At 71.7% G+C, this 14,995-nt stretch carries 14 protein-coding genes; 11 read left to right on the plus strand and 3 right to left on the minus strand.

The window, feature by feature from the left end; genetic code table 11:
* The first annotated feature begins 131 nt into the window (after nucleotides 1-131).
* From AB0K18_RS05000 to AB0K18_RS05025, 6 genes are read left to right on the plus strand one after another with little or no spacing between them, the layout of a single operon-like run.
* A complete protein-coding gene (locus AB0K18_RS05000) occupies nucleotides 132-1,154 on the plus strand; it encodes a sugar ABC transporter substrate-binding protein (RefSeq protein WP_364909963.1) in 1,023 nt (340 codons plus the stop codon).
* On the plus strand, nucleotides 1,154-2,683 hold the full coding sequence (locus AB0K18_RS05005) for a sugar ABC transporter ATP-binding protein (RefSeq protein ID WP_364909966.1): 1,530 nt from the start codon (nucleotides 1,154-1,156) through the stop codon (nucleotides 2,681-2,683). Before AB0K18_RS05000 ends, AB0K18_RS05005 begins: the two co-directional genes overlap by 1 nt.
* Nucleotides 2,680-3,645 carry an ABC transporter permease gene (locus tag AB0K18_RS05010; protein ID WP_364909969.1) on the plus strand — a complete coding sequence of 322 codons (966 nt, stop codon included), beginning with the start codon at nucleotides 2,680-2,682 and terminating at the stop codon, nucleotides 3,643-3,645. Before AB0K18_RS05005 ends, AB0K18_RS05010 begins: the two co-directional genes overlap by 4 nt.
* The gene (locus tag AB0K18_RS05015) at nucleotides 3,642-4,535 is read left to right on the plus strand and encodes an LLM class flavin-dependent oxidoreductase (protein WP_364909972.1); all 894 of its coding nucleotides are present in this window, start codon (nucleotides 3,642-3,644) and stop codon (nucleotides 4,533-4,535) included. Before AB0K18_RS05010 ends, AB0K18_RS05015 begins: the two co-directional genes overlap by 4 nt.
* Nucleotides 4,532-6,577, plus strand: coding sequence for a hydantoinase/oxoprolinase family protein (locus AB0K18_RS05020; RefSeq protein ID WP_364909975.1), 2,046 nt, complete (start codon nucleotides 4,532-4,534; stop codon nucleotides 6,575-6,577). The genes AB0K18_RS05015 and AB0K18_RS05020 overlap by 4 nt, the downstream gene beginning before the upstream one ends.
* Complete coding sequence (locus tag AB0K18_RS05025) at nucleotides 6,574-8,322, plus strand: hydantoinase B/oxoprolinase family protein (protein WP_364909978.1); 1,749 nt, start codon at nucleotides 6,574-6,576, stop codon at nucleotides 8,320-8,322. Before AB0K18_RS05020 ends, AB0K18_RS05025 begins: the two co-directional genes overlap by 4 nt.
* Here AB0K18_RS05025 and AB0K18_RS05030 read toward each other — a convergent pair.
* Entirely contained in the window at nucleotides 8,291-8,983 is a 693-nt protein-coding gene (locus tag AB0K18_RS05030) for a hypothetical protein (RefSeq protein WP_364909981.1), read from the minus strand. The two genes, AB0K18_RS05025 and AB0K18_RS05030, sit on opposite strands and share 32 nt — an antisense overlap.
* Before the next feature lie 287 nt (nucleotides 8,984-9,270).
* Between AB0K18_RS05030 and AB0K18_RS05035 the strand changes: the two genes are divergently transcribed.
* The 4 genes from AB0K18_RS05035 (at nucleotide 9,271) to AB0K18_RS05050 (ending at nucleotide 12,084) form a co-directional block, all read left to right on the plus strand.
* On the plus strand, nucleotides 9,271-9,417 hold the full coding sequence (locus AB0K18_RS05035; RefSeq protein WP_364909983.1) for a hypothetical protein: 147 nt from the start codon (nucleotides 9,271-9,273) through the stop codon (nucleotides 9,415-9,417).
* Nucleotides 9,418-9,450: 33 nt separating this feature from the next.
* Entirely contained in the window at nucleotides 9,451-9,906 is a 456-nt protein-coding gene (locus tag AB0K18_RS05040; protein ID WP_364909986.1) for a transcriptional regulator, read from the plus strand.
* A gap of 9 nt (nucleotides 9,907-9,915) precedes the next feature.
* The gene (locus AB0K18_RS05045; protein ID WP_364909989.1) at nucleotides 9,916-10,719 is read left to right on the plus strand and encodes a class I SAM-dependent methyltransferase; all 804 of its coding nucleotides are present in this window, start codon (nucleotides 9,916-9,918) and stop codon (nucleotides 10,717-10,719) included.
* A gap of 120 nt (nucleotides 10,720-10,839) precedes the next feature.
* Complete coding sequence (locus tag AB0K18_RS05050; RefSeq protein ID WP_364909992.1) at nucleotides 10,840-12,084, plus strand: hypothetical protein; 1,245 nt, start codon at nucleotides 10,840-10,842, stop codon at nucleotides 12,082-12,084.
* On the opposite strand, the gene AB0K18_RS05055 is transcribed toward AB0K18_RS05050, so the two are convergent.
* Together AB0K18_RS05055 and AB0K18_RS05060 are read right to left on the minus strand one after the other, a co-directional pair.
* Nucleotides 12,077-13,042, minus strand: coding sequence for a hypothetical protein (locus AB0K18_RS05055; protein WP_364909995.1), 966 nt, complete (start codon nucleotides 13,040-13,042; stop codon nucleotides 12,077-12,079). The two genes, AB0K18_RS05050 and AB0K18_RS05055, sit on opposite strands and share 8 nt — an antisense overlap.
* 299 nt (nucleotides 13,043-13,341) lie before the next feature.
* Complete coding sequence (locus AB0K18_RS05060) at nucleotides 13,342-14,256, minus strand: SDR family oxidoreductase (protein ID WP_364909998.1); 915 nt, start codon at nucleotides 14,254-14,256, stop codon at nucleotides 13,342-13,344.
* 119 nt (nucleotides 14,257-14,375) lie between these two features.
* On the opposite strand from AB0K18_RS05060, the gene AB0K18_RS05065 reads away from it, so the two are divergent.
* Nucleotides 14,376-14,927, plus strand: coding sequence for a helix-turn-helix domain-containing protein (locus AB0K18_RS05065; RefSeq protein ID WP_364910001.1), 552 nt, complete (start codon nucleotides 14,376-14,378; stop codon nucleotides 14,925-14,927).
* The last annotated feature ends 68 nt before the right edge of the window (nucleotides 14,928-14,995 follow it).

The following is a 14,995-nucleotide window of genomic DNA, read 5'->3' on the forward strand; positions in this document are numbered from 1 at the left end:
AATCGGACCGTTGACCATCCAGTTGCAGTGTGACATTGTACTGCCTCAAGACAGCTCGTCACCTGCGGAAACAGACGCACCATGAGATAGAGGTGCAAGTGAAGTCACTGTCCAATCCCCATCGGAGGCTGGTGATCGCAGCCGGTGCGCTCCTGAGCCTCACGCTCGCGGGCTGCAACTCGGACGTGTCCCAGGTCTACTCCTCCAGCACCCCGTCCAGCGCCAAGACCGGCCCGGTGAAGATCGCCCTGCTGGCCTCCTCCAGCCAGAACGGCTTCAACAAGGCCGTCTACGACGGCGCCGTCGCCAAGGCGAAAGAGTACGGCGACGTCGAGGTGACCGTCTTCGACGGCAAGTTCGACAGCCAGACCCAGTTCAACCAGGTCCAGAACGTCGCCAGCCAGGGCACCTACGACGGCATCCTGCTGGTCCCCAACGACAACGTGGGCATCGCCGCCGCGATCCCGGCGGCCGCCCAGGCCAAGATCCCGGTCGTCACCACGCTCTTCCCCGTCGGCCCCAACCTCACCGAGCTGAAACCCCAGGTCGAGGGCATCGTGTCCACGGTCGCCGCGAACACGGAGGAGAACTCCAAGAAGCTCGCCGAAGGCGCGGTGAAGTACTGCGAGGACAAGGACCCGTGCCGGGTCGCGATCCTCATCGGCCAGCTCCAGTTCCCCTTCGACAACCTGCGCAACAAGGCCTACCGGTCCGTCCTGGACGGGCATCCCAACATCAAGGTGGTCGCCACCGGCCAGGGCAACTACGACCGCGACACCTCGCTCAAGGCCATGCAGAACATTTTGCAGGCCAACCCCAAGCTCGACGTGCTGCTGTCAAACGCCGACCAGCAGACCATCGGCGCCCAGGTCGCGCTGGAGAGCGCGGGAGTCGACCTGAGCACGATGTACGTCACGGGCGGCGGCGGCAACCAGGAGGCCATCAAGCAGGTACGCGCCGGCAAATGGGCCGCCGACCAGGTGGACTTCCCCAACAGCATGGGCAAGGCCGCCGTCGAGCAGCTGGTCAACGCCGTGCGCGGCAAACCGGTCACCCCGGTCGTCGACGCCAACACGCTCGGCCCCGTACCGGTGATCGTCACCAAGGAGATCCTCGACGAGCACCCCGACTTCGCGGGCGAGTGGGCCGATTGATGGACGGACCGGCCCCGGCGGTGGCCGTCACCGTCCGCGACCTGTCCGTCCGCTTCGGCTCGACCCAGGCACTCGACGCGGTCTCGCTGTCCCTCCTCGAAGGCGAGGTGCACGGCCTCGTCGGCGAGAACGGCGCCGGCAAATCCACGCTCGGCAAGGTCGTCGGCGGGCTCTACCAGCCGGACTCGGGCGAGCTCGAGGTGTTCGGCCAGGCGGTGCACCGCTGGGACACCAGGCGGGCGCAGGACGCCGGCGTCGTGATCATCGCCCAGGAGCTGTGCCTGGTCCCGGCGCTGACCGTGGCGGAGAACGTGTTCCTCGGCAGGGAACGCCGCACGTTCGGCGTCCTGCACGGAGACCTGCGCGCCCGCTACCGGGAACTGGAGGAGATCTGCGGCTTCGGGCTGCCCGCCGACGCGCCCGTCCAGACGCTGCCGATCGCCGACCAGCAGAAGGTGGAGATCATGCGGGCGCTCGCCCGCGACGCGCGCGTCATCGTGATGGACGAGCCGACGTCCTCGCTGACCGCCGACGAGAGCGAGCGCCTGCACGAGATCATGCGCTGGCTGCGCGAGCGCGGCACCACCGTCGTCTACGTCACCCACTTCCTGGACGACGTGCTCGCCAACTGCGACCGCGTCACGGTCATGCGGGACGGCCGGGTCATCAGGACGGCTCCCGCCGCGCAGGAGACCAAGGCCGGCCTGGTCGAGGCCATGCTCGGCGAGCCCGTCGACATGCTGCTGCCCGGCCGCCCGCCGGCGCCGCCCCCAGACACGCCGCCGGTGGCCGAGATGCGCGACGTGCGCGGCGGCGCCGTCCGGAGCGTGTCCCTGCGGGTGCGGCCCGGCGAGATCGTCGGGCTGGCGGGGCTGGTCGGCAGCGGCCGTACGGAGATCGCCCGCGCCCTCTTCGGCTGCGACCCCGTCGAATCGGGGGAGGTGCTGTTCCGCGGCGAACCGGTCACCGGCGCCTCGCCGCGCGCGTCGATCGCCCGCGGCATGGCCATGATCCCCGAGGACCGCCGCGCCCAGGGCCTGGTGCTGCTGCGCCCGGTCCTGGAGAACGTCACGCTGCCGCACCTGGGCCGCTTCTCCCGCGCCGGGGTGCTGTCGCGCGGCGGCGAGCGCGCCGCGGTGCGCGAGCTGGTCGAACGCCTCGGCGTACGCCCGGCCGCGCTCGACGGCGACGTGTCGGTCTACTCCGGCGGCAACCAGCAGAAGGTGCTGTTCGCCAAATGGCTGCTCGGCCGGCCAGAGCTGCTCATCCTCGACGAGCCCACCAGGGGCGTGGACGTGGGCGCCAAGTCCCGCATCTACCAGCTCGTCGTCGAGATCGCCGCCGCGGGCACCGGCATCCTGCTCATCTCGTCGGAGCTGGAGGAGGTCGCCGGCCTCAGCCACCGGATCCACCTCGTCCGTGGCGGCACGGTCATCGGCGAGGTGCCGGGCCCGGGGACGACCGTGGACGGGCTCCTGCAGCGCCTCTTCGAGGTCGAGCCACCCCCAGCGACAGAAGGAACCCCATGACCGCCACCGCACAGGCGCGAGCGGGATCCGGCGTGAACGTGCCGGCCCTGGTCCGCCACCACGCCGTCCTGATCATGCTCATCGCGCTCTTCGTGGTGCTGAGCGTGTCGACGTCGTCGTTCCTCACCCTCACGAACCTGCTGAACATCCTCAATCAGAACGCCCCGCTGGCGATCATCGCGGTGGCCGGGACGCTCGTAGTCATCTGCGGCGGCTTCGACCTGTCCACCGGGGCCATCTTCAGCGTCGCGAACGTGGTGGCCGCCTGGGTCGCGGTGCATCTCGGCAGCCCCGTGCTCGGCCTGCTCGCCGCGCCCCTCGCCGGCGCCGCGCTCGGGCTGGTGAACGGCGCCGCGATCACCCGGCTGCGCATCCACTCGTTCCTCGCCACGCTGGCCTCCAGCCTCGTGTACGGCGGGCTCGCCGTGCTGATCACCGGCGGCTTCCTCATCAGCGTCCCGGCGGACGGGTTCACCGCGCTCGGGCGGGGCGGCATCGGCCCGGTCTACTACGCGATCGTCATCCTCGCCCTCTTCGCGCTGCTGTCCGGCTTCCTGCTGAACCGCACGACCTTCGGCAGGTACGTCCTGTCCGTCGGCGGCAACGCCGAGGCCGCCGAGCTGTCCGGCATCCGGGTGAACCGGATCAAGCTGTACACGTTCCTCTACAGCGGCCTGGCCGCCGGCATCGCCGCCGCCATCGGGGTTTCGCGGATCGGCACCGGGCAGCCGCAGGCCGGCGACGGCATGCAGCTGCTCGCCATCGCCGCGGTCATCCTCGGCGGCACCAGCATCTACGGCGGCGTCGGCGCGATCTGGCGCTCGGTCTGCGGCGTGTACCTGCTGGCGCTGATCGACAACGGGTTCGACATCCTCAACGCGAACCCGTTCTTCAAGGACCTGACGACCGGCGTGGTCATCCTGGCCGCGGTGGCGCTGAGCGTGGCGAGCAGACGACGATGATCGACCTGTCCGTCCTGGTGCTGCCCGACCGGGATCCCGCGGCCTTCGTCGCCGACGTACGGGCCGCGGAGCAGCTCGGCGTCCGCACCGTCTGGACCTACGACCACCTGACCTGGACCCCCTTGAAGGACCGGCCCTGGCACGCCGCCGTGCCGATGCTGGCGGCGGCGGCCGCGTCCACCACCCGGGTACGCCTGGGCACCCAGGTGGCCACGCCCAACTACCGCCACCCGGTCACCTTCGCCAAGGAGATCATGACGCTCGACCACCTGAGCGGCGGCCGGCTGGACATCGGTGTCGGAGCCGGCGCCGAGGGCGCGGACGCCGCCGTGCTCGGCGACCCGCCGCGCTCGCTGCCCGAGCGGGCCGAGCGGTTCGCCGAATGGCTCGGCCTGCTCGACCACCTGCTCACCCACGACGTCAGCACCGTACGCGGCGAGCGCTACAGCGCCGTGGAGGCCAGGCAGATCCCCGGCTGCCTGCAGCGTCCGCGGGTGCCGCTGACCGTCGCCGCGACGGGACCCCGCGCGATGGCCCTGGCCGCGCGGCACGGCCAGGGCTGGGTGACCTACGGCGCCTACCGCAGGCAGGACGCGCCGGCGGACTGGTTCGCCGCCGTGGAGAAGCAGGGGCGCAGGCTTGACGCGGTGCTCGACGCAGCAGGCCGCCCGCTGGGCGCGCTGCGCCGGATCGCGCAGGTGGCCCTGGACATGACCTGGCCGTTCGAGAGCCCGGGCCGCTACGCCGACTTCGCCGGTCGGCTGCGCGACGCGGGCTTCGACGAGATCACTCTGCACTGGCCGCGCCGGGACGACGCGAGGGGGATGCCGTCCGAGGCGCTGGAGCACGTCGCGGCCACGCACGCACTACCGAGAAAGGCGGAACGATGAGCAGGCTTGCGATCGACGTCGGCGGCACGTTCACCGATGTGGTGGAGCTGAACCCCGGCACGGGCGCGCTCAGCTTCGGCAAGGTCCCGACCACCCCCGACGCGCCGGCGCGCGGCGTCATGGACGCCTTCGGCCTGGCCGAGTCCGGCACGCCGGCCATCACGATGTTCACGCACGGGACGACGCTCGGGCTGAACGCGCTGCTCACCCGCACGGGCGCGCGCACCGCCGTGATCGGCACGAAGGGGTTCCGCGACGTCTACCTGCTCGGCCGTACCGACCGCAGGACGAACTACGACATCACCTACCGCAAGCCGCCCGCGCTGCTGGAGCGCTACGACACGTTCGAGGTGCGCGAGCGGTGCAGGTTCGACGGGAGCGTGCACACGCCGTTCGACGTCGAGGACGCCCGCCGGGTGGCCGAAGTCGTCGCCGAGCGCGGGTACGGCTCGGTGGCGGTGGCGTTCCTGCACTCCTACGCCAACCCCGGGCACGAGCTGCGCATGCGCGAGGTGCTGGCCGAGGTCGCCCCCGGCGTCGCGGTCACCCTGTCGCACGAGCTGTCCAGGGAGTACCGCGAGTACGAGCGGACCAGCACCGCCGTGCTGGACGCGTACGTCAAGCCGATCGTCCACCGCTACCTGCGCGAGCTGGAGGGCGAGCTGGCCGGCGGCGGCTTCTCGGGACGGTTCCTGATGACCCGCTCGGGCGGCGGCGCGATGACCGCGCAGGCGGCCCGCGAGCAGCCGGTGAGCCTCATCCTGTCGGGCCCGGCGGGCGGCGTCATCGGCGCGGCGGCGCTGTCCAGGCTGCTGGACGAGCCCAACCTCATCACCATCGACATGGGCGGCACCAGCCTCGACGCCTCGCTGATCCTCGACCACGAGCCGGTCCTCTACCAGGGCGCGGAGTTCGAGGGGCTGCCGATCAACACCCCGTCGCTCTACATCCACACCATCGGCGCCGGCGGCGGCTCCATCGCCTGGCTGGACGAGGCGGACGCGCTGCAGGTCGGCCCGCAGAGCGCGGGCGCGGCTCCGGGCCCCGCCTCGTACGGCAGGGGCGGCACCGCGCCCACCTTCACCGACGCCGCGCTGGTGCTCGGCCACCTCGGCTCCGACAGCCCGCTCGGCGGCAAGCTGGCGCTCGACCGCGAGCTGGCCGACAAGGCGCTGCAGCCCATCGCCACCCGGCTCGGCCTGACCACCGAGGCGCTGGCCCGCGGCATCGTGCAGATCTCCACCATGAAGATCATGGGCGCGGTCCGTGCGATCACTGTGGAGCTGGGCCGCGACCCGAAGGACTTCGCGCTGCTGTCCTTCGGCGGGGGAGGGGGCCTGGTGGCCGTCGAGGTGGCCAGGGAGCTGGGCATCTCGACCGTGATCGTGCCGCCGGGGCAGGGCGCGTTCTCCGCGTTCGGCATGCTGCTCGCGGACGTCCAGCACGACTTCGCCCGCACCCTCGTCACGCCGCTGGCCACGCTCGACGCGGCCGCCGCCGACGCCGTCTACCGGGAGATGGAGGCGGCCGCGGTCGAACAGCTCGCATCGGAGGGCTTCGGCCCCGACCGGCGCGCGCTCACGCGCACGCTCGACGTCCGCTACCAGGGGCAGGAGCACTCGGTCACCGTCGGCTTCCCCGATGATCCCGCCGCGTTCGCCACCGACGTCGCCGCCGCCTTCGCCGGGTTGCACGAGCGGCAGTACGGCCACACGATGGACGACCCGGTCGAGGTCACCACCCTGCGCCTGCGCGCCACCGGCACCGTCGACAAACCGGCGCTGCCGACCGTGGCGGAGCGTACGTCGGGCGAGCCCCACCCGGCCGGAACCCGCCAGGTCCATCTGTCGGCGGACGAGCCGGACGTCGAATACCGCGTCTACACGCGCGAGGACCTGCTGGCCGGCGACGTCGTCGCGGGGCCGGCGGTGATCACCGAGCACACGGCCACGTCCGTCATCCACGCCGGCGACTCCCTGCACGTCGGCCGCTACGGCGAGCTGGTCATTTCCGTGAACGACAGGACCGGGAGGCAGCAGTGAGCCCCACCACCACGACGGACTCCATCACGACGGAGATCATCCGGCACGGCCTGCTCGCCGCCGCCGAGGAGATGGCCCGCAACCTGTGCCGCACCGCGTACAACACGGTCGTGTACGAGATCCACGACTACGGCATCGGCATCCACGACGCCCAGGGCGACGTGGTGGCCGACGCGCCGGGCATCGCGGTGTTCACCCGGGGCAACGACCACGGCATCAAGCGGGCGGTCGAGTTCCTCGGCCGGGACGCGCTGGAGCCGGGCGACGTGTTCATCCTCAACTATCCGTACTGGGCCTCGGCCCACACCCTCGACCCGCTGGTGTTCGCGCCCATCCACCACGAGGACGAGCTGATCGGCTTCGCCTCCTGCCGGATCCACGTGCTCGACCTGAAGCAGAAGGACCCCGGCTACGTCCTGGACTCCACCGACATGTACCAGGAGGGGCTGTTCTTCCCCTGCTCCAAGCTCTACCGGCGCGGGGTGCAGAACGACGACGTGTTCAACATCATCCGCTTCAACAGCCGGATGCCGGAGCGGACCATCGGCGACATCCAGGCGCAGGTCTCCGCGTGCGTGACCGGCGTGCGCCGCACCCAGCAGATCGCCGCCAAGTACGGCGCCGGCGTGCTGACCGCCGCGATGGACGCCATCAACGACCACGGCGAGCGCCTCGCCCGGCTCGCGCTGGCCAAGCTGCCGAAGGGCACGTGGACCGCGCACGACTTCGTGGACAGCGACGGCGTGGACGCCGACCGCCTCATCAAGATGAACGTCACCGTGACCATCGGCGACGACGAGATGGTCATCGACTGGACCGGCAGCGAACGCGACGTCAAAGGCCCCATCAACCTGCCCGTCGGCCAGACGGAGGCGTTCTGCAGCCTCGTCTTCAAAGCGCTGACCACGCCGGACACGCCGGTCGTCGCGGGCAACTTCCGGCCGCTGCGAGTGGTCACCGAGCCAGGGTCGGTGATGCACGCGGTGCCGCCGATGCCGACGTTCACGCTGTGGACCGGGCTGCTCGGCGGCGAGGTCGTGCTGAAGGCACTGGCCCAGGGCATGCCGGACCGCGTGCCCGCCTGCTCGGGCGGTGACGTGTGCTCGATGATGGGGCTCGGCGTCAACCCGCGTACCGGAGAGGCGTGGCTGGAGGCCACCAACGAGGCGGTCGGATTCGGCGCGCACGCGGGCGGCGACGGCGAGGACGGCATCATGCACCTGTCGGAGCCGGGCTGCCGCAACAACCCGGTGGAGGTGCTGGAGACCAAGTCGCCGATGTTCATCGAGTCGTACGGCTACCGCCCCGACAGCGGTGGCCCCGGCCGGCACCGCGGCGGGGTCGGCGTGGGCCGTACGTACCGCTTCACCGCTCCCTCGACCGGCATCTGCCTGGTCTACAAGACCAGGACGCAGCCGTGGCCGATCGGCGACGGCATGCCCGGCGAGAGCAACCACGTCATCCTCAACCCCGGCACCGACCGGGAGGTGCGGCAGGGCGGCAGCTACAACCGCCTGGACGCCGGCGAGGTGCTGGTCAACAACACCGGCGGCGGAGGCGGTTACGGCGACCCGTTCGAACGCGAGCCCGCCCAGGTGGCCGCGGACGTCCGCAACGGCTTCGTCAGCGTGGAGTCCGCGGCCCGCGACTACGGCGTGGTGGTGGACTCGGTCACGTTCGAGGTGAACCAGGAGGCCACCAGGCGCCTGCGCGTCAGCGCCGCAGGTCTCGCCCGGCGAGGATGAGCCAGAGGTACGGCAGCGGCAGCATCGCCCGCCAGAACAGGTGCGCCTCGTCCCAGTGGCCGAAGCCGCAGGTCGGCGGCCAGAGCCACACCTGCTCCGGCAGCAGGAGGGTGGCGAGCACCAGCCCGAGCTGGACCACGACCGCGGCCATGGCGGCCTGCCGTCCTGGCGCGAACCGGACGGCGGTCGCCGCGGCGGCCAGCGCGATGCCGAGGCAGACGCCCGCTTCGACGAGCAGGTCGCCGACGGGGAACAGGGCGCCCTGCGGCAGACGGCTCAGGACGGCGGCGTAGGCGGCCGACCAGATCGCCACGGCGGCGGCGCCGGGCAGCAGGCAGCGCAGCGCCTGCCGGACCCAGCGGGGGACGGCGGTCGCGCCGAGGTCGGCCGACATGGCGTCGACCAGCCCGAAGGCCGCCGCCGCGCCCAGCAGGGTGCCGCAGACGCGCAGGAGCACGAGCGCGTCGCCCGGGGGCAGCGGCTCCCCGTGCCGCACCAGGCTCACCAGGCCGGCGGTGAAGACGGTGACCGCGATCAGCGGCGCCCAGTCGATGGCCCGGACGAAGGGGCGCACCAGCAGCAGCGCCACCCGCTGGCGGGACGGCGGCGAGACGGGGACGGGCGTGGTGAGTGCGGGGCGTTCGAGCAGGGTCACGGGCATGGTTCGGCTCCCATCGGCGCAATTGCGGCTTCGGGCCGCCCCGAACAGGGTCACCGGCATGGTTCGGCTCCCATCGAACCCCGGCCCCGCAGAGCGGAGATCAGCCGGCGTACGGCGATCGTCCACAACCAGCCGACCGGGTCGTCGCCGCGGAAGCTCCCCGCCGAACGCTGTCGGCGGTGACGCCGGGGGCCGCGCGCCGCCGGAAGGGAAACGATCTCACGTCCTCTCTATCGCAAATGCCGCGCGAACCGGTTCTCGGCTTGAGAATACTAGTTATTTCAGTCATGATTGAAATCACTAGCAATAAAGAGGAGTACGCCATGGAGGAGGCGCTGGCGGTCGACTGGTTCGACCGGTATCCGCGCAGGACCAGGGTCGCGGACAGCACCCCGGCTCCCAGGTACGGGTCGGTGGCCGCCGTGGCACAGTGAACCGGCACACGATCACCACAGAAGGAAACGACGATGACCACTGAGGAAGAGCAGGACCGCACGCTGCGCTGGGTCGAGCGGGTGGCGGCGTTCTGCGTCGAGGAGTGGGGGCTGCCGCCCATCACCGGGCGCATCCTCGGCTGGCTGATGATCTGCGACCCGGCCGAGCAGTCCGCCGGTCAGATCGCGGACGTCATCCAGGCCAGCCGGGCCTCGCTCACCTCCAACATGCGCTTCCTCACGGCCATCGGCCTGGTCAAGAAGGTCCGCAGGCCGGGCGATCGCACCGCCTACCACCGCATCGAGGACGACGCCTGGCAGAAGGTCATCCAGCGCAAGCTGGAGAGCCTGAGCGCGTTCGGCGAGATCGCCGACGAGGGGCTCGCCATCGCGGGCGGCGACGAGCGGCGCGCCGAGCGGATCAAGGCCGCTCACGACTCGCTGACCTGGCTGCAGGACCTCGCCACCCGTCATCCCCTACGCCGCTGAGGAACCACCATGCATCCCCGACTCGGGCTGATCCAGGAAACGCTGCTGCTCACCCTTCATGCCAAGGCCCTGGACGCCGGGCGGCCCGCCCCCATCCTGGGCGACACGCTGTCGGCCGAGCTGGCCGCCGGCATCGACTACGACTTCGCCAAGCTGAAGATCAAGCCCAACCTGGTCGTCGCCACGGCCCTGCGCACCAAGAGGCTCGACGACGCGGTCCGCGCGTACGTCGCCGCCCATCCCGGCTGCGTGGTGCTCGACCTGGGCTGCGGGCTCGACCCGCGAGTGCACCGCTGCGACCCGCCGCCCGGCGTCGACTGGTACGACGTCGACTTCCCCGAGGTGGTGAAGCTGCGCGACGCCTGCCTGCCCGGCCGCTCCCACCTCGTCGGAGCCGACCTCACCGGCTCCGACTGGCTGCAGGAGATCCCCGCCGACCGGCCCGCGATGATCGTCGCCGAGGGGCTGCTGCCCTTCATGCCCGGCGACACCTTCCAGGCCATGACCCGCGCGCTGACCCGCCATCTGCCCTCGGGAGAGCTCGCGCTCAACGGCTACACCCGCTTCGCGGCCTGGGCGATGAAGTACCACCCGACGATCAGAGCGCTCGGCATCCGCGCCGCCCAGGGCTTCGACGACCCGCGCGAGCCGGAGTCCTGGGGCGCCGGCCTCGCACTGGAGGAGGAGCAGATCCTCACCCGCGCCCCGGAGACGGCAGGCTTCCCGCAGCCCCTGCGGGCGCTCACCCGGCTCACCGCCCGCAGCACCGCGCTGTCGCGGCAAGGCGTCAGGGTGCTGCGCTACCGGTTCTGAGTCCGGTGTGCCGGGCGCACACGTGCGGCGCGGCGAAAGTGTGGCGGGCGGCGCTGGATCGGCCGCCGGGATCCGGCGACGATGGCGGGCGTCGCCGGTGCCCTGCGGACAGGAGATTCGATGCGTTACCTCTGGACGGTCGCGGTGCTGCTCGCCGCGCTGCTGGTGCCGGTGCCCGCCCAGGCGGCGACCCCGTCGTACCTGACCCTGGAGGCCACCTACACCAGCGTCGCGAACGGCTGGTCGAGGGTGGAGCGCTACCTCGACACCACCTCCGGCTTCACCCAGGAGAGCTACCCGCCGGACGGCCGCGGCGACCAGGACGGCCAGCGGCTGACCTTCTTCGGCGGCGTCAAGCGGCCCTTCTCCGGCCGGTTCCTGCTCTACTACGCGCCCGGCTGGAACACCAACCCGAAGAGCGCGCCGGTGCTGCTGGTGCACGGTGCCAACGACAACCCCGACAGGGCCTGGGCCAACCCCGGCGAGTCGGGCGGCTTCGGCTGCGGGGCCGTCACCTGTCCGCGTACCGGGCTGATGCAGCGCCTGGTCGACGCCGGTCACCGGGTGTTCGCGATCGGGTTCGCCCACAAGGAGGGCGACAACTTCATACAGGCCCAGCAGGTCGGCGACGCCATCGCGGTCATCAAGGACAGGCTCGGCGTCCCGTCCGTGGACCTGGTGGGGTGGAGCAAGGGCATGATGTCCACGCGCATGTACGTCTCGTCCGTCAAGCCGAGCTGGGGCCGCTCGTACGCCGGCGACGTCCGCAGGCTCGTCACCATCGGCGGCCCCAACGCCGGCTACGACTACCCGTTCGCGCACGGCTGGGCGCACGACCTGTCGATCTGGCCCGAGTGCGGCGGCCAGGTCAACTCGCCCGCGCCGCACACCCACATGACCTGCTACGGCGTCTACGCCTACCGTCCCGAGTTCTCCTTCGTGCCGGCCGGCGGGTACGACGCCTACCCGGGACAGCGGCAGATGCTGGCCCGCTTCGACGGCACGTACGGGATCGACCAGACCCAGCAGGACTGGTACACCACCTACTACGGCGGCCAGGGCTTCTTCACCGCGGGGCCGGGCATCCAGGCGGCGATCGACGCCGGGTCGCTGATCTCGCGGATCCGGCAGGCGGGGGTGCCGTCGTCGGTGGCGACGTACCTGCTGGCCGGCGGGTCGCCCACGGTCGTCGGCATCTACAACGAGAACCGCGGGCCCAGCGACGGCGTCGTGTTCACCACCAGCGCGCTGTCCAGGACCGGCATTGCCAACGTGGCCGGCACCGCGCTCGTCGCCACCGCCAACCACCTGACGCTCGGCTGGCACTCCTCGGTCGCCTCGCAGGTGGCGAGCTGGCTCAACTGAGGCGGCGGCCGCCCGCCGCGACGACCGCCCAGCCGGCCGCCGCCGTGGCGGCCACGAGCAGGGCCAGCGCGCCCAGCGTCTGACCGTCGGGGTGGATCAGCGGCTGACCGCGTACGGCCTGCCACGTCACCAGGACGATCAGCCCCGCGTACGCCGCGGCGGCCACGAGCGTCAGGCCCACCCGGGTCCGCTCGGCACGCAGCCGGGCGACCCGGCCGGCCGGCCGCCCGAGCACCAGCGCCACGACCAGCATGACCTGCAGCCCGTGCAGGCCGACGAAGTGCGGGATGCGCAGGTCGCCGCCGACCGTGCTCCAGCCGGTGAGCGGCAGCCCGGGACCGCCGTCCGGGACGCCCACGTTGTGCTGGGAGGCCAGCGGAATCGCGTGGCCGGCCGCGTCGATGGCCGTCCACACCTCGGCGGACCTCGCCGGGATCCAGAACCCGAGGCCGATCCCGGCGATCACGAAGGCCAGGCCCGCGCGGATCGCCCAGGCGAGCACCCGGTCGCCGACCCGCTGGAAGATCAGCAGCCCGGCGAGGACGAAGTTCGCGAGCATGAGCAGTTGCACGCCGATGCCGAAGATCAGCATGATGCCGTCGGTGAACGGGTCGTCCGCCTGGTTGAAATGGCTGAACGTGCCGCGCGCCGCCTGCACCACGACGACGCCGACGTCCACCATGCCGGTGACGGCCAGCAGCGTCGCCATCCACCAGGTCCAGCGGCCCGCCTTGTGCGGCAGGCTCAGCATCCAGGCCAGGGTGAGGCCGTACACGATGAACGACACGGCGAACTTGAGGGGCTTCGCCCAGACGGACGCGCCGAGCAGGACGCGGTCGTCGGCCACCATGCCGACGGCCGAGACGACCAGCAGCAGCGTCATGGAGGCGACCATCATCAGGAGCGGGCGGTGCAGGCGCCGTACCGCGGGACGGACGGGTTCGAGTACCTCGGGCATCGGCCTGCCTTTTCGAAGCGGGAGCCGCAGGGGGGGAAGGAACATCCCCAACGGTAGGAACCGGGGTGGTTCCGCCCCACCCGGGCGACCCCCCAACCGCAGGACGGCCAGCCCTTCCCCTAGGGGTAGGGCCAGCCGTACCGATGGCGTCGTGATCCGGCTCCTCCGTCCGCGACGACCCCCTGGTGGACCTGCTCGGCAGGACCTCCGCCGAGACGCTGCGCCGCATCGTCACCGCACGGTCCCGCACCACCTCGGAACCCGTCCGCTGCCTCGCGCCAGGACCCGTCCGGCGGCGGTCACGCCGCTGCGGCGGGGGCCAGGTAGTCGCCGTGCTCCAGGTCGTCGAGCAGGGCCGGGTGGACGGGGGACCAGCCGAGCAGTTCCTGGGTGTGGCGGCCTGAGGCGGGGCCGTCGAAGGCGTACACCTTGGCCATGAACGGGCTGACGTAGTGGGTGGCGGCCTCCTCCGGGGTGAGCGAGACCGCCGGGACGCCCAGGCGGCGGCCGATGACCTCGGCGATGTCCCTGAACGTGACGCCGGTCTCGGCCACGCCGTGCAGCACGCTGCCCGCGGGCGCCTGCTCCAGCGCCAGCCGGAACAGCACCGCCGCGTCGAGCCGGTGCACCGCGGGCCACCGGTTGGCGCCGTCGCCCACGTACGCCGAGACGCCCTTCTCCCGCGCGGTGGCGATCAGCATGGGGATGAACCCGTGATCCTTCGGCCCGTGGACGGTGGGAGCGAGCCGCACGGCGATCGCCCGCACCCCTCGCGCCGCGAAGTCGAGGCACGCCCGCTCGCCGGCGATGCGGAAGGAGGCGAGCCCGTCGGGGTCGGGCTCGTCCTTCTCGGTGAACTCCCGCCCCTCGGGCATGACCAGCGTGCCCGAGGTCATGATGAGCGGCTTGCCGGTGTGCTCCAGCGGCCGGCCGAGCGTCTCGATCGCGGTGACGTCGCGCCGCCTCATGGCGTCGGGGTCGGAGAAGTCGCCGCCGTACGCCATGTGCAGGACTCCGTCGGCGGCCTCGGCGCCGGCGCGCAGGACGTCGAGGTCGTCCAGGGAGCCGCGGACCGGCTCGGCGCCCAGCGACCTCAGCAGGGCGGCCGTGGTGTCCGAGCGGGCCAGGCCGGTCACGGTGTGACCTGCGGCGACGAGCTCGGCGACGACGGCGGGGCCGGTCTGGCCGGTGCCGCCGGTGACGAAGACATGCATGACGCTCTCCCGATGATGTCAGTGACTGGCGTTTCTTAGCGCCATTGACTGACCATAAGTAGTGTCAGTGACTGGCGTCAAGTTAGGCCAGTGGCTGACATCTGAGGTAGTCTTCCTGCGTGCCACGTAGCGGAGCAGAAGCGCGCCGCCGCCTCCGGGAGGCGGCTCTGGAGCTGTACCTGGAGCGCGGGTACGACGGGACGACCACCGCCGAGATCGCCGCCAGGGCCGGCGTCAACGAACGCACGTTCTTCCGCCACTTCCCCGACAAGCGCGAGGTGCTCTTCGACGGCGAGGCCGACCTGCGCACGGCCGTGGTCGAGGCGGTGGGCGCGGCACCCGACGGCCTCGGCCCGCTCGACGTGCTGAAACACGCCTTCCGCGACGTCCGGCACATCCCCGAGAGCACCCGGCCCTTCGCCGAGCCGCGGCTCCAGATCATCGCCGAGACGCCGGCGCTGCGCGAGCGCGACCTCGCCAAGGGCGCGTCGATGGCCGAGGCCATGGCGGAGGCGCTGCGGAAGCGCGGCGTCCCCGAACGGCCGGCCGTCCTGGCCGCCCGAGCCGGGTGGGCCGCCTTTCACGAGGCGCTCCAGGCCTGGATCGACGACCCGTCACAAAGCCTGGACGCGCACCTCGTCCAGACCTTCGACGACCTGCGCACCCTCTAGGTGCTGCATCGCGTACGAGCGCCACGGACGCCACCGGTCCGCGCCCGAGACACCCGGGAGGACGGCGT

Origin of the sequence: Nonomuraea sp. NPDC049421 (assembly GCF_040677005.1) — a bacterium.
GTDB lineage: Bacteria > Actinomycetota > Actinomycetes > Streptosporangiales > Streptosporangiaceae > Nonomuraea > Nonomuraea salmonea.